Source organism: Streptomyces sp. NPDC017936, from assembly GCF_044328485.1.
Classification (GTDB): Bacteria; Actinomycetota; Actinomycetes; order Streptomycetales; family Streptomycetaceae; genus Streptomyces.
Genome location: NZ_JBIRHK010000015.1, coordinates 199,161 through 213,461 on the forward strand (window position 1 = coordinate 199,161; position 14,301 = coordinate 213,461).

A 14,301-nucleotide genomic window follows, 5' to 3' on the forward strand; every position below is an offset into this window, starting at 1 on the left:
CCGCGACGGCGCCTACTGCTCGCCCAGCGTCACCTCCACGGTCCGCCGCCCGCCGTCGCGCACGAACGTCACCGTCGTGCGCTCTCCCGGCCGTTGCCCGGCCAGCGCCTCCGCCAGCGAGGTGACCGTCGTGACGTCGGAGTCGCCCAGCGCGGTGATGACGTCCCCGGTCTCGATCCCGGCCTCGTCGGCCGCGCCCCCGGCCCGCACCTCCACGACGACGACCCCGGCCGGCTGGTACTCGGCGTCCAGGTAGGTCCGCCCGACGATGCCGAGCGCGGCCCGGCCGGAGTCGGTGACCTCGCCCTTCTCGACGATCTGGTCGGCGATCGTCCGCACCGTCGACGCCGGGATCGCGAACCCGATGCCCGGCGCCGCGCTGTCCCCGAGGCCGGGGTCGGTCGCGGCGAGCGTCGGGATGCCGATGACCCGCCCCCGGAGGTTCACCAGCGCGCCGCCGCTGTTGCCGGGGTTGATGGCCGCGGACGTCTGCACCATGTTGGCGATCGTCGCCCCCGTCCCGCCGCCCGTGGAGGGCTCGCTGACGGTGCGTCCGGTCGCCGAGACGATGCCCTGCGTCACGCTCGACGACAGCCCCAGCGGCGACCCCATCGCCAGCACGATCTGCCCGACCTCGACCTCGGCGGAGTCCCCGAAGGCCGCCGCCTCGAGCCCGGCCGGCACCCGGTCCAGCTTGACCACGGCGAGGTCCTGCTGCGGGTACGAGGAGACCAGGGTCGCGGCGAGCGCGTCCCGGCTGTTGGCGGTCGTCACCCGGAAGGTCTTCGCGTCCCCGACGACGTGGGCGTTGGTGACGATGTGTCCCTTGTCGTCGTAGACGACGCCCGACCCCAGGTCGCTGCCGGTCTGGATCTGCACGACCGACGGCAGCACGTCCCTGATCACCCGCTGGTAGGCGTTCTCCAGGGCGTCCGCCGGGGCGACGGCCGCGCGCTGCGCGGTCCGCCGGGCCGTCTCCCGGGCCGCCGCCCCCTCCGCGCCGGAACCCGCGCCGGAACACCCGGCGGCCAGCCCGAGGGAGCACACCCACACGGCCACGACCGCCCGGCGGGCACGTGCACGGGAAGCATCCATGCCCCGAGTCTCACCGCGGACCGGCCCCCCGGCTCGTCCTGCTCGCCCGAACGGGCAAGGCGGACGCCCCCGGTGGTGCTCCCCGCCGGCGACTCCGCCCCCGGCCCCACCGGCGCCGGCCCGGCCACCACGCGCGGGCGCCGCCCCCGGTCCCGGCCCGCACCGCGTACGTCCCGCCCCCGCGCCCGGAGGCCGCTGCAAGGGTCCCGGCCCGTGCCGGGTACGCCCCCGTCGCCCGGCTTCTGTCCGTGCGCCGGGTCCGGCCCGGTCCCGGGCCCCGGCCCGTGCGGGGTACGCCGGGAGCCCGCCTCCGGGGCCGTGGGTCGCCAGGGTGTCGGGGTTCCGGCTCTCGGGCCGGGCCCGTCGTCCGGGTGCCGGGGGCGGCCCGGGCCCGTCGTCCGGGTGCCGGTGCCGGGGCGGCCCGGGCCGGGTGCGTCCGCGTCGTCCGGTTCCGGTCGGGCCGTGCGGGCCTCGGTCCCGGCGCGTGCCGTTCACTTCGTGGCCCGGCGGGGTCTCGTCCCCGCGCGTGCCCGGTTCCGGGCCCCGGTCCGTGCGGGGGCGCCTCGACGTCGGACCGGGCGCGTGCCGGGCCCGGCGGTGGTCGGCCCGGGGGGCCTCAGCCCCGTACCCCGCACAGGTGCAGCAGGGCCGCCACGCTCCGGTAGGGGTCCGTGCGTCCCGCGCGCTCCTCCACGGCGAGCAGCGCCTCCGCGTCGTCCGGGACCCCCGCTCCGTCGGCGGCGGTGTCGGTGAAGACGCGTACGCCGTACCAGGCCTGCAGGGGCGCCCCGATGCCGGCCAGCGTCGCGGTCAGGGTCTCCCGGCGGTCCGCGCGGACGTCGAGGCCCAGCCGGTTGCGGTAGGAGACGGTGTCGAAGGCGGCCAGGGCGCCCGCCCAGTCGCCGGACAGGCCGGGCCGCATGGCCAGCGCGTCCGCGTTCCGCACGAGCAGCGACAGCAGCCCGCCCGGGGCCAGCACGCGCGCGAGGCCCGCCAGCAGCGGATCCGGCTCCTCCACGTACATCAGCACGCCGTGGCACAACACCACGTCGAAGCTGCCGGGCGGGAAGTGCACGCCCGTGTCCCGGCCGTCGCCCTCACAGATCCGCATCCGCTCCCGGATGCCCTCGGGCTCCCCGGACAGCGCCTCGCGGGCCGCGGCGATCATCGTCGCGTCCTGCTCGAGGCCCGTCACCTGGTGACCGAGCCGGGCCAGCCGCAGCGCCTGCGTGCCCTGGCCCATGCCCACGTCGAGCACCCGCAGCCGCTGCCCGACCGGATACCGCGCGGTTATCTGCTCGTCGAGCTGCCGGGCCACCAGCTCCTGCCGCACCACGTCACGCAGGCCGCCCAGCCTGCTCAGCCAGGCCTCGGCCGCGCCCCCGGAGAAAGAAGCAGTGCTCAGGGCCGCTCTCCGCGCTTGACCTGCGGCTTGGGCAGCCGGAGCCGACGCATCTGCAGGGAGCGCATGAGCGCGTAGGCCACCGCGCCCCGCCGGTTCTGGTCGGGGAAGCGCTCGGCCAGCCGCTTCTTCAGGCGGAACCCGTTGACGACCGCTTCCAGCACGATCAGCACGATCACCACGAGCCACAGCAGCAGCGCGACGTTCTGCAGCGACGCCACCCGGATCATGCTCAGCACGAGGATGACCACGGCCATGGGCAGGAAGAACTCCGCCACGTTGAACCGCGAGTCGATGAAGTCGCGCGCGAACTTGCGGACCGGGCCCTTGTCGCGGGCCGGCAGGTACCGCTCGTCGCCGCCGGCCAGCGCCTGGCGCTGGCGCTCCAGCTGGGCGCGGCGCTCGTCGCGCTGACGCTTGGCGGCCTCCTTGCGCGTCATCTGCGTGTTGGCCACGCTGCGGCGCTGGGACTGGGCCTCACTGCGCTTGGGCGTGGGCCGACCCTTCTTGGCCTCGGGGTGGCGGGGCTGACTGGAGTCGGTCACCGTCGCCTTGTCGGCGAGCGGGGCCTTCTCTTCCTTGGCACGGCTACGGAACACAAAACCCAAGGGTAAGCGCAAAGCAAAACGTGCGGAGCCACAGGTCCCCGGAAACAGGGGCGGCGGGGGGCGGCGGGCGGGAATGGGACCCCGCCCGCCGGGGAACGATCCGGCAACACCAGACGTCTGAAGTGATGACGGACCCGGGACGGACCGGTGGATGAGGGACATCCGTGACCTGGCGCTCACCCTGAAGGTCACCTACTCCTCACGCCGGAGCAAGGCCTCGGTCAGTCGTCCTCGGGGAGGAGCGCATCCGTCCCCGAACAGTGCGTCAATGGAAGCAGGGCCCGTACTGTGGGTTCTGTCGCAGAGCTGGAGCCGGAGTCCGTCAGAAGGGGGCGCGCGAAGCCCATGAGCGGTGTCATGAAGCGTATGGGGATGATCTTCCGCGCGAAGGCGAACAAGGCCCTTGACCGGGCCGAGGACCCGCGCGAGACCCTCGATTACTCGTACCAGAAGCAGCTCGAGCTGCTGCAGAAGGTCCGCCGTGGCGTCGCGGACGTGGCCACCTCGCGCAAGCGCCTGGAACTGCAGCTGAACCAGCTGCAGTCGCAGTCCTCCAAGCTGGAGGACCAGGGACGCAAGGCGCTCGCCCTCGGCCGCGAGGACCTGGCCCGGGAGGCGCTCTCCCGCCGCGCCGCCCTCCAGCAGCAGGTCACCGACCTCGAGACGCAGCACGCGACGCTCCAGGGCGAGGAGGAGAAGCTCACCCTCGCGGCCCAGCGGCTCCAGGCCAAGGTCGACGCCTTCCGCACGAAGAAGGAGACCATCAAGGCCACCTACACCGCCGCCCAGGCCCAGACCCGCATCGGCGAGGCCTTCTCCGGCATCTCCGAGGAGATGGGCGACGTCGGCCTGGCCATCCAGCGCGCCGAGGACAAGACCGCCCAGCTCCAGGCCCGCGCCGGCGCCCTCGACGAACTCCTCGCCTCCGGCGCCCTCGACGACCCCACCGGCATCGCCAAGGACGACATCCAGGCCGAGCTGGACCGGCTCTCCGGTGGTACGGACGTGGAGCTGGAACTGCAGCGCATGAAGGCCGAGCTCGCCGGCGGCGGCTCCGCCGGGCAGCAGGCCATCGAAGGCGGTACGAGCCAGCCGCAGACCCAGCAGCAGCCGCAGGACACCCCGCGCTTCGACAAGCAGTGACCCGGGGCGGGGCCGGAGCCGAGGAGGGCGACATGATCGTGCGGATCATGGGAGAGGGCCAGTGGCAGCTGGCCGACTCCCACTTCGCCGAGCTGAACAAGCTCGACGACGAGCTGCTCGCCGAGATGCAGGGCGGCGACGGGGACGGCTTCCACCGCACCCTCTGCGCCCTCCTGGACGCCGTCCGCCGCCTCGGCACCCCCCTGCCGGACGACGCGCTGGAGCCCTCGGAACTGATCCTGCCCGCCCCGGAGGCGAGCCTGGAGGAGGTCCGGGAGATGCTGAGCGACGGCGGGCTGATCCCGGGCTGAGGACCCGGCGTCCGGGCCCGGGGCCCGTTCCGGCCGGCGCCTCGGCCGGCGGGCGCTCCGCGGTGAGGGCCGGTGAGGGCGGTCCGTCCGGGGGCGTCCCCCCGGGGGGAGGTTCAGGACGGGGCCCCTTCAGGGCCGAAGCGGGACCCGGGGGCGGCAGTCCCCGGCCGACGGTCACTGAAAGCGACGGTAACGGAAACAGTGCCCTCCCTCGCCCGCGCCAGGCGCCACCTGCGCGCACACCCCCTGGCCCTCGACGCCGCCCTCGCCGCCGGCGTCCTGACGTGCATGCTGGCCGGCTCCTTCGTGGACCCGCACGGCGACCACCGCGTCAGCTGGGGCATCCGCACCCCGGACCCGCTCAGCCTGCTGCTGATGACCCTCAGCGCCGTCACCCTCGTCTTCCGCCGCCGCGCCCCCATGACGGTCCTCGCCCTCACCGGCACCTTCTCCGTGGCCGAGTCCGTCACCGGCGACCCCCGCGCCCCGGTCGCGATGTCCGCGGTCGTCGCCCTCTACACCGTCGCCGCCACCACCGACCGCCGCACCACCCTGCGGGCGGGCCTGCTCACCATGACGGTCCTCACCGGCGCCGCCATGCTCGTCGGCCCCCTGCCCTGGTACGCCCAGGACAACCTGGCGATCTTCGCCTGGACCGGCATCGGCGCCACCGCCGGCGACGCCGTCCGCAGCCGCCGGGCCGTCGTCCAGGCCATCCGCGAGCGCGCCGAGCGCGCGGAACGCACCCGCGAGGAGGAGGCCCGCCGCCGGGTCGCCGAGGAACGCCTGCGCATCGCCCGCGACCTGCACGACGTCGTCGCCCACCACATCGCCCTGGTCAACGTCCAGGCCGGAGTCGCCGCCCACGTCATGGACAAGCGCCCCGACCAGGCGAAGGAGGCCCTCGCGCACGTCCGCGAGGCCAGCCGCTCCGCCCTCAACGAACTGCGCGCCACCGTCGGCCTGCTGCGCCAGTCCGGCGACCCCGAGGCCCCGACCGAACCGGCCCCCGGCCTGGACCGCCTCGACGAGCTCGCCGGCACCTTCCGCAGCGCCGGCCTCCAGGTCGAGGTCGCCCGCGCCGACCACGACGCCCGGCTCCCGGCCGCCGTCGACCTGGCCGCCTACCGCGTCATCCAGGAGGCCCTGACCAACGTGCAGAAGCACGCGGGACCGCACGCCAAGGCCGAGGTCAGCGTCGTCCGCGTGGGACCGCACATCGAGGTCACCGTCCTCGACGACGGCACGGGCGAGACGACGGGCCCGCGCCAGGGCGGCGGCCACGGCCTGCTCGGGATGCGGGAACGCGTCACCGCCCTGCACGGCACCCTCACCACCGGGCCCCGCTACGGAGGCGGCTTCCGCGTCCATGCGATCCTGCCGGTCAGGACCCGTACCGCCGCCACGGGAGAACCGGGGGAGCCCGCATGACCATCCGCGTCCTGCTCGCCGACGACCAGGCGCTGCTGCGCAGCGCGTTCCGGGTCCTCGTCGACTCCGAGCCCGACATGGAGGTCGTCGGCGAGGCGTCCGACGGCGCGGAGGCGGTGCGGCTGGCCAAGGAGCAGCGGGCGGACGTCGTCCTGATGGACATCCGCATGCCCGGCACCGACGGCCTCGCCGCCACCCGCCTGATCAGTGCCGATCCGACGCTGGCGCAGGTACGCGTGGTGATACTGACGACCTTCGAGGTCGACGACTACGTCGTGCGGTCGCTGCGCGCGGGCGCCTCCGGCTTCCTCGGCAAGGGCAGCGAGCCGGAGGAGCTCCTCAACGCCATCCGGGTCGCCGCGGGCGGCGAGGCCCTGCTCTCGCCGGCCGCCACCAAGGGCCTGATCGCCCGCTTCCTCGCCCAGGGGGACACCGAGGAGGACCACGACCCGGCTCGCGGGCAGCGGCTCCAGACCCTCACCGGCCGCGAGCGCGAGGTCCTCGTGCAGGTCGCCGGCGGCCACTCCAACGACGAGATCGCCGAACGGCTGGAGGTCAGCCCGCTGACGGTGAAGACGCACGTCAACCGGGCCATGGCCAAGCTGGGCGCCCGCGACCGGGCCCAGCTCGTGGTCATCGCGTACGAGTCCGGGCTGGTCCGTCCGAGGGTGGACTGAACCCCGCCCCGCCGTACTGCGCCCGGAGTAGGCGCCGCATAAGGAAACCGACCTGCGGCCTACGGAATCCCCCGCACCCATGCCACAGGGTGAAGGGGCCACTTCTGCCGCTCCCAGAAGAGAGAACCTTCGCTCATGTCCTGGCTGTCGAGATTCAGCCTCGCGCAACGGGCCCTGATAGGCCTGATGTCCATCATCGCGCTCGTGTTCGGCGCGATCGCGATCCCGCAGCTCAAACAGCAGCTGCTGCCGACCATCGAACTGCCGATGGTGTCCGTGCTCGCGCCGTACCAGGGCGCCTCCCCGGACGTCGTCGAGAAGCAGGTCGTCGAGCCCATCGAGGACACCCTCGAGGCCGTCGACGGCATCACCGGCATCACCTCCACGGCCGGCGAGGGCAACGCCGTGATCATGGCGTCCTTCGACTACGGCAACGGCACCGAGCAGATCGTCGCCGACGTCCAGCAGGCCGTCAACCGGGCCCGCGTCCGGCTCCCGGACGCGGTGGACCCGCAGGTCATCGCCGGCTCCACGGACGACATACCGACCGTGGTCCTCGCCGTCACCTCCGGCAAGGACCTGCAGGCCCTCGCCGACCAGCTCGACACGAGCGTCGTCCCGGCGCTGAAGGACATCGACGGCGTCGGCCAGGTCACCGTCGACGGCGTGCGCGACCTCCGGGTCTCCGTCACCCCCGCCGACGCGAAGCTGGCGCGCGCCGGGCTGGCCCCGCAGTCCCTCGCCCAGGCCCTCCAGGCCGGCGGCGCGACCGTGCCGGCGGGCTCCTTCGACGAGGGCGGCGCCAACCGCACCGTCCAGGTCGGCGGCGGCTTCACCTCGCTGAAGCAGATCCAGGACCTGATGATCCCCGGGGCGGAGGGCAAGAAGGCCGTCCGGCTCGGGGACGTCGCCACGGTGAAGCAGGAGGAGGCCCCGGCCGACTCCCTCACCCGCACCGACGGCAAGCCCAGCCTCGCCGTCGCCGTCACCATGGACCACGACGGCAGCGCGGTCGCCATCTCGGAGGCGGTCGAGGACAAGCTGCCCGGGCTGCGGGCGGAACTCGGCTCCGGCGCGTCGATCACGGTCGTCAGCGACCAGGGACCGGCCGTGTCCAAGTCCATCGAGGGCCTGACGACGGAGGGCGCGCTCGGCCTGCTCTTCGCGGTCCTCGTCATCCTGGTCTTCCTCGCGTCGGTCCGCTCGACGCTGGTGACGGCGGTCTCCATCCCGCTGTCCGTGGTCCTGGCCCTGATCGTGCTGTGGACGCGGGACCTCTCCCTGAACATGCTGACGCTGGGCGCGCTGACCATCGCCATCGGCCGGGTCGTCGACGACTCGATCGTCGTCCTGGAGAACATCAAGCGTCACCTCGGCTACGGCGAGGAGCGGCAGACCGCGATCCTCACCGCGGTCCGCGAGGTGGCCGGCGCGGTCACCTCCTCCACCCTCACCACGGTCGCCGTGTTCCTGCCGATCGGTCTGGTCGGCGGCATGGTGGGCGCCCTGTTCGGCTCGTTCAGCCTGACGGTCACGGCGGCCCTGCTGGCCTCCCTGCTCGTCTCGCTGACCGTCGTCCCGGTCCTGTCGTACTGGTTCCTGCGCGCCCCCAAGGGCACGCCCGCGGACGCCGAGAAGGCGCGTCGCGCGGCGGAGGAGAAGGAGGCCAGGAGCCGCCTCCAGCGCGTCTACGTCCCCGTCCTGCGGTTCGCGACCCGGCGCCGTCTGACGAGCGTGGCCCTCGCGGTCGTCGTCCTGATCGGCACCTTCGGCATGGCCCCGCTGCTGAAGACGAACTTCTTCGACCAGGGCGAGCAGCAGGTCCTGACGGTGAAGCAGGAGCTGAAGCCCGGCACCAGCCTCGCCGCGACCGACGCCCAGGCGAAGAAGGTCGAGCACCTGCTGGCCGGCACCGAGGGCGTGAAGGAGTACCAGGTCACCGTCGGGTCCTCCGGCTTCATGGCGGCCTTCGGCGGCGGCACGGATACCAACCAGGCCTCGTACCAGGTGATGCTGGAGGACTCGGCGTCGTACGAGGACGTGCAGGACCGCATCGAGAAGGGCCTGGCCGGGCTCGAGGGCATCGGCACGACCACCGTCGCGGCCGGTGACGGCTTCGGCAGCCAGGACCTGAGCGTCGTCGTGAAGGCGGCCGACGCCGAGGTGCTGCGCGAGGCGGCGGAGCAGGTCCGCAAGGCCGTGGCCGGCCTGGACGACGTCACGGACGTCACCAGCGACCTGTCGCAGAGCGTGCCGCGCATCTCGGTCAAGGCCAACGGCAAGGCGGCGGCGGCCGGGTTCGACGAGCAGACGCTGGGCGCGGCGGTCGCGCAGGCGGTGAGCGGGACGCCGGCCGCGAAGGCGACCCTCGACGACACCGAGCGGGACGTGGTCATCACGTCGGCGAAGCCGGCGCGGACGCTGGCGGAGCTCGAGGCGCTGCCCCTCGGCCCGGTGAAGCTCGGCGACGTCGCGACCGTCCGGCTCGTGGACGGCCCGGTCTCGATGACCCGCATCGACGGTCAGCGCGCGGCCACCGTCACCGCCCGCCCGACCGGCGACAACACGGGCGCGGTGAGCGCGGACCTGACGTCGAAGCTCGACGCGCTCGAACTGCCGGCGGGCGCGACGGCCGAGATCGGCGGTGTCTCGCAGGACCAGGACGACGCGTTCAAGAACCTCGGCCTGGCCATGCTCGCGGCGATCGCGATCGTCTTCATGCTGCTGGTGGCGACCTTCCGCTCGCTCGCCCAGCCGCTGATCCTGCTGGTCTCCATCCCGTTCGCGGCGACCGGCGCCCTCGGCCTGCTGATCGCCACCGGCACCCCGATGGGCGTCCCGGCGATGATCGGCATGCTGATGCTGATCGGCATCGTGGTGACCAACGCGATCGTGCTGATCGACCTGATCAACCAGTACCGCCGCCAGGGCCACGGCGTCGTGGAGGCCGTGATCGAGGGCGGCCGCCACCGTCTGCGCCCCATCCTCATGACGGCCCTGGCGACCATCTTCGCCCTGCTGCCGATGGCCCTCGGCGTCACCGGCGAGGGCGGCTTCATCGCCCAGCCGCTGGCGGTCGTCGTCATCGGCGGCCTGGTCACCTCGACCCTGCTCACCCTCCTCCTCGTCCCGACGCTCTACGCGATGCTCGAACTGCGCAAGGAGCGCCGGGCGAAGAAGCGGGCGGCGAAGAAACAGGCGGCCGAACCGGAGAAGTCACCGGAGCCCGCGGGCGTGTGACCCCGGCCCCCGGCCCGCAGCGACGGCGTCCCCCCGGCACGGGGCGGACGCCGTCCGCGTGTCCGGCGGCCCTGCCGACGTCCCTCTCCCCGTGGGCTTTTCCTATCCTGTGAGCGCGAACTGCTCTGTGGGGGAGGGGGATCCGGGCGGTGCCACTGCACAAGGACGAGCCGAGGTCGATCGGCGGGTATCGGATCGTCGACCGGCTGGGGGCCGGCGGCATGGGGGTCGTCTACCGGGGCAGGGCGAGATCGGGGCGGGAGGTCGCCGTCAAGGTGGTGCACGCCCAGTACGCCGAGGACGCCGTCTTCCGTGCGCGTTTCCGCCAGGAGATCGAGGCCGTCCGCAAGGTGAGCGGCGCCTTCACGGCGCCGGTCGTGGACGCGGACCCGCAGGCGGCACGGCCCTGGATGGCCACCCAGTACGTGCCGGGGCGCTCGCTCGCCCAGCGGATCCGCGACGAGGGCGCCCTGCGCGGCGCCGAGCTGCGGCGGCTGGCACTCGGGCTGGTGGAGGCGTTGCGGGACATCCACCGGGCCGGCGTCGTGCACCGCGACCTGAAGCCGGCCAACGTCCTGATGGCCGAGGACGGCCCCCGCGTCATCGACTTCGGCATCTCCCGCGCGGCGGAGAACAACACCCTCACCGAGACCGGCCAGATGATCGGCACCCCGCCGTTCATGTCCCCGGAACAGCTCACCGACGCCCGCACGGTCGGCCCCGCGTCGGACGTCTTCTCGCTCGGGGCGCTGCTGGTGTTCGCCACCACCGGCCGGGGCCCCTTCGACGCCGACAGCCCCTACCTGACCGCGTACCGGGTGGTCCACCACGAGCCGGTGCTGGACGGGGTGGCGCAGCCGCTCCGCGCGGTCGTCGAGCGCTGCCTGGCCAAGGACGCCGGGGACCGGCCCGGTCTCGACGAGCTGGCGCGGGAGTTCGGCCGCGTCCTGCCCGAACCGGCGCCCGACGACGCGCACACGGTGACGCTGCGGCTGCCCCCGCCGGTGCCCGGGGAGTCCCGCGCACCGACCGAGGCGGACGCCGCGCCGGACCGCCCGGTCCGCCGCCGGCACCCCCGCCGGCTGCTCGTCCTGACGGGCGCGGCGGGCGTCCTGGCCGTCGCGCTCACCCTCTACCTCGTCCTCGGCCCGCCGCGGGACGGCGGGACCGCCGGCGCCGGGAGACCGGCGGGCCCCTCGGCCTCCTCGACCTCCTCGGCCTCCCCGACCTCCCGGTGGGGGACGCTCCCGGCCGGCTGGCTGCCCTGGCAGACGACGGTGTACGCGCCCGCCGTCCGCGGCGCGAAGCCGACGAGCCGGAGCACCGGCGGTTCCCCCACCTGCCTGCTCGGCGGGGACGCCCTGTACTGCGCGGGCGACGGCATCCTCCCGGTGCGCGTGGACCCCCTGACGGGGCGGACGGCGTGGCGTGCCGCCTCGGTGCCGGCCGGGGCGAAGGACGACCAGTACGACGCCCTGATCCTGGGTGTCCGCGGCGGCACGGTGCTCGTGCGGCAGATCATCACCACCGCCACGGGCGAGACCGACACCGCCCACCTCGTCGCCCTCGACGCCGCCGACGGCTCCCGGCTGTGGTCGCGCCGGATGAACGCGGAGAACGCCGACGCCACGGTCGTCGGCGACCTGGTCCTGACCCCGGACACGGACGGCCGGACGGTGACCGCGCGCACCGCGCGCGACGGCGCCGGACGCTGGACGACGACCGTGCCCTCCGGGGACTACTGCGGCTTCCACGACATCGGCGGCCGCCCCTACGCGGACTGCACCACCTACGAGACGGGCGGCACCCGGTTCTTCGCCCTCGACCCGGAGGACGGGACGCAGCGGCCCCTGCCGTCCCTGCCGGACGACGCGAGCTACGTCGGCGCCCTCGACGGCTCCCTGGTCTTCGCGCGGTGGGGTGACGACGAGGGAGCGGCGGACACGCCGTACACGAGTGTCCTGTTCGTCGACCCCGACACCGGGGCGCGCAGGACGACGAAGCTGGCCCGGGAGTTCCGGGGCACGGTGGCCGCCCTGGTGGACGGCACGCTCGCCTTCGTCACCTCGAGCGGCCAGGTGACCGCCGTGTCGCCGGTCACGGGCGAGCAGCTGTGGCAGACCCCGACGACGCTGGAGCAGCCGGGCGAGCCCGTGGCCGACGAGAAGGGCCGCACGTTCTACCTCGCGAGCGCCAGCGGACGGGTGGCGGCCCTCGACGCCCGCGCGGGCACCCTGCTGTGGGAGTCCTACCCGCGTGCCGACCACGTGGTGAGCGGTGGTCTCCCCCTGCCCACGGTGTTCGCGCACCGGGGCGCGCTCGTGGTGGCGACGCCGGACGGCACGGTCTTCTCCGTCGACCCGGCCCACCCCGAACGCAGACCGGCGTCGGGGTGACGCGGATCGTCCACCCCGACGCCGGACGGCTGCGGAACGGGCCCTACGGCAGCGCCAGCATCCGCTCCAGCGCCAGCTTCGCGAACGCCTCGGTCTCCTTGTCGACCTCGATGCGGTTGACCAGGTTGCCCTCGGCCAGGGACTCCAGGGCCCAGACCAGGTGGGGGAGGTCGATGCGGTTCATGGTCGAGCAGAAGCAGACCGTCCTGTCGAGGAAGACGATCTCCTTGCCCTCGGGAGCGAAACGGTTCGCCAGGCGGCGGACCAGGTTCAGCTCGGTGCCGATGGCCCACTTGGAGCCGGCCGGGGCGGCCTCCAGGGCCTTGATGATGTACTCGGTCGAGCCGACGTGGTCCGCCGCGGCCACGACCTCGTGCTTGCACTCGGGGTGGACGAGGACGTTCACGCCGGGGATGCGCTCGCGGACGTCGTTCACCGAGTCCAGGCTGAAACGCCCGTGCACCGAGCAGTGGCCCCGCCACAGGATCATCTTCGCGTCGCGCAGCTGCTCGGCGGTCAGGCCGCCGTTCGGCTTGTGCGGGTTGTAGACGACGCAGTCCTCCAGGGACATGCCCATGTCGCGGACGGCGGTGTTGCGGCCCAGGTGCTGGTCGGGCAGGAACAGCACCTTCTCGCCCTGCTGGAAGGCCCACTCCAGCGCGCGCTTCGCGTTCGACGAGGTGCAGATGGTGCCGCCGTGCTTGCCGGTGAAGGCCTTGATGTCGGCGGAGGAGTTCATGTACGAGACGGGGACGACCCGGTCGACGACGCCGGCCTCGGTCAGCACGTCCCAGCACTCGGCGACCTGCTCGGCCGTCGCCATGTCGGCCATCGAGCAGCCGGCGGCGAGGTCGGGCAGGACGACCTTCTGGTCGTCGGACGTCAGGATGTCCGCGGACTCCGCCATGAAGTGCACACCGCAGAACACGATGTACTCGGCCTCCGGGCGCGCGGCCGCGTCGCGGGCCAGCTTGAAGGAGTCGCCCGTGACGTCGGCGAACTGGATGACCTCGTCGCGCTGGTAGTGGTGACCGAGGACGAAGACCTTGTCGCCGAGCTTCTCCTTGGCCGCACGAGCGCGCTCCACCAGGTCCGGGTCGGAGGGGGAGGGCAGGTCGCCGGGACACTCGACGCCCCGCTCGCTCTTCGGGTCGGCCTCACGGCCGAGCAGCAACAGGGCGAGCGGAGTCGGCTGTACGTCGAGCTCCGTGGTCTGGGCGGTGGTCACGACACGCACCCTTTCTACTTTTCGTCGAACTGACGCTTATTATCATAACCCGCTTCACGTCACTTTGACGATGGTCATTGCGTCGATGTGACGTGAATCCCGGCGCCGCCCTGCCGGCGCCCCGTCGCCGCCGCCCCGGGCCGCTGTTCGCTTCTGCGCGCGTGTGCGAGCATGAAGGAACAGGCGAAAGACGAGTGCCCGGCCCGGAATGAATCCGCGGCCCCGCCGGTTGCAACCGTCGGCAAGCAGTCTCCGTACAACCCGGGAGAGATGTAGATGTCCGTATCGGACGAGACCACCACCGTCACCGACGGCATCGTCCTGACCGACGCCGCCGCGTCGAAGGTCAAGGCCCTGCTCGACCAGGAAGGCCGTGACGACCTCGCGCTGCGCGTGGCCGTCCAGCCCGGCGGCTGCTCCGGCCTGCGCTACCAGCTCTTCTTCGACGAGCGCTCGCTCGACGGCGACGTGGAGAAGGACTTCGGCGGCGTCAAGGTCGTCACCGACCGCATGAGCGCCCCGTACCTGGGCGGCGCCACGATCGACTTCGTGGACACGATCGAGAAGCAGGGCTTCACGATCGACAACCCGAACGCGACGGGCTCCTGCGCCTGCGGCGACTCCTTCAGCTGAGCCGTCCGGGCGCCCAGGGGGGGGGGGGGGGGCCCCCCCCGGGGGGGGCCCCCCCCCCCCGGGGGCCCCCCCCGGGGGGGCCCCCCCCCCGGGCGGCGGGGGGGGCCCCCCCCCCCCGCCCCCCCCCCCCCCCCCCC

The 14,301-nt window shown here is 73.5% G+C and carries 11 protein-coding genes; 7 read left to right on the forward strand and 4 right to left on the reverse strand.

Going from position 1 to position 14,301, the window contains the following annotated elements:
- Positions 1-12 precede the first annotated feature (12 nt).
- The 3 genes from ACH4F6_RS28915 to ACH4F6_RS28925 all read right to left on the reverse strand — a co-directional run bounded on the left by ACH4F6_RS28915 (position 13) and on the right by ACH4F6_RS28925 (position 3,267).
- Positions 13-1,095, reverse strand: a complete 1,083-nt coding sequence (locus tag ACH4F6_RS28915; RefSeq protein WP_397963311.1) for a S1C family serine protease — start codon at positions 1,093-1,095, stop codon at positions 13-15.
- Between the two features lie 616 nt (positions 1,096-1,711).
- Positions 1,712-2,413 (reverse strand): methyltransferase domain-containing protein, encoded by a 702-nt coding sequence (locus tag ACH4F6_RS28920; protein WP_397963347.1) that lies wholly within the window; start codon positions 2,411-2,413, stop codon positions 1,712-1,714.
- 83 nt (positions 2,414-2,496) lie between these two features.
- A complete protein-coding gene (locus ACH4F6_RS28925; RefSeq protein WP_397963348.1) occupies positions 2,497-3,267 on the reverse strand; it encodes a DUF3043 domain-containing protein in 771 nt (256 codons plus the stop codon).
- Positions 3,268-3,477: 210 nt separating this feature from the next.
- On the opposite strand from ACH4F6_RS28925, the gene ACH4F6_RS28930 reads away from it, so the two are divergent.
- The 6 genes from ACH4F6_RS28930 (at position 3,478) to ACH4F6_RS28955 (ending at position 12,303) form a co-directional block, all read left to right on the forward strand.
- On the forward strand, positions 3,478-4,248 hold the full coding sequence (locus ACH4F6_RS28930; protein ID WP_397963349.1) for a PspA/IM30 family protein: 771 nt from the start codon (positions 3,478-3,480) through the stop codon (positions 4,246-4,248).
- Between the two features lie 32 nt (positions 4,249-4,280).
- Positions 4,281-4,559: a hypothetical protein gene (locus ACH4F6_RS28935; protein WP_397963312.1), complete on the forward strand. Its 279-nt coding sequence runs from the start codon at positions 4,281-4,283 to the stop codon at positions 4,557-4,559.
- A gap of 201 nt (positions 4,560-4,760) precedes the next feature.
- Positions 4,761-5,990, forward strand: a complete 1,230-nt coding sequence (locus tag ACH4F6_RS28940) for a sensor histidine kinase (protein WP_397963313.1) — start codon at positions 4,761-4,763, stop codon at positions 5,988-5,990.
- Positions 5,987-6,667, forward strand: coding sequence for a response regulator (locus ACH4F6_RS28945; protein ID WP_397963314.1), 681 nt, complete (start codon positions 5,987-5,989; stop codon positions 6,665-6,667). The genes ACH4F6_RS28940 and ACH4F6_RS28945 overlap by 4 nt, the downstream gene beginning before the upstream one ends.
- A gap of 135 nt (positions 6,668-6,802) precedes the next feature.
- Positions 6,803-9,907: an efflux RND transporter permease subunit gene (locus ACH4F6_RS28950; protein WP_397963315.1), complete on the forward strand. Its 3,105-nt coding sequence runs from the start codon at positions 6,803-6,805 to the stop codon at positions 9,905-9,907.
- A gap of 149 nt (positions 9,908-10,056) precedes the next feature.
- Positions 10,057-12,303, forward strand: coding sequence for a PQQ-binding-like beta-propeller repeat protein (locus tag ACH4F6_RS28955; protein ID WP_397963316.1), 2,247 nt, complete (start codon positions 10,057-10,059; stop codon positions 12,301-12,303).
- 43 nt (positions 12,304-12,346) lie between these two features.
- Here ACH4F6_RS28955 and nadA read toward each other — a convergent pair whose 3' ends face one another.
- Entirely contained in the window at positions 12,347-13,531 is a 1,185-nt protein-coding gene (gene nadA, locus ACH4F6_RS28960; protein WP_397963317.1) for a quinolinate synthase NadA, read from the reverse strand.
- A 276-nt stretch (positions 13,532-13,807) separates the two neighbouring features.
- Here nadA and ACH4F6_RS28965 point away from each other — a divergent pair, with 276 nt between their 5' ends.
- Positions 13,808-14,164 (forward strand): iron-sulfur cluster assembly accessory protein, encoded by a 357-nt coding sequence (locus ACH4F6_RS28965; RefSeq protein ID WP_111002424.1) that lies wholly within the window; start codon positions 13,808-13,810, stop codon positions 14,162-14,164.
- Positions 14,165-14,301 lie beyond the last annotated feature (137 nt).

Bases quoted from the DNA above. Each gene is read 5' to 3' on its own strand.
- ACH4F6_RS28915 (WP_397963311.1), bottom strand. From the start codon at position 1,095: ATGGATGCTTCCCGTGCACGTGCCCGCCGGGCGGTCGTGGCCGTGTGG.
- ACH4F6_RS28925 (WP_397963348.1), bottom strand. From the start codon at position 3,267: ATGTCCCTCATCCACCGGTCCGTCCCGGGTCCGTCATCACTTCAGACG.
- ACH4F6_RS28930 (WP_397963349.1), top strand. From the start codon at position 3,478: ATGATCTTCCGCGCGAAGGCGAACAAGGCCCTTGACCGGGCCGAGGAC.
- ACH4F6_RS28935 (WP_397963312.1), top strand. From the start codon at position 4,281: ATGATCGTGCGGATCATGGGAGAGGGCCAGTGGCAGCTGGCCGACTCC.
- ACH4F6_RS28945 (WP_397963314.1), top strand. From the start codon at position 5,987: ATGACCATCCGCGTCCTGCTCGCCGACGACCAGGCGCTGCTGCGCAGC.
- ACH4F6_RS28950 (WP_397963315.1), top strand. From the start codon at position 6,803: ATGTCCTGGCTGTCGAGATTCAGCCTCGCGCAACGGGCCCTGATAGGC.
- ACH4F6_RS28965 (WP_111002424.1), top strand. From the start codon at position 13,808: ATGTCCGTATCGGACGAGACCACCACCGTCACCGACGGCATCGTCCTG.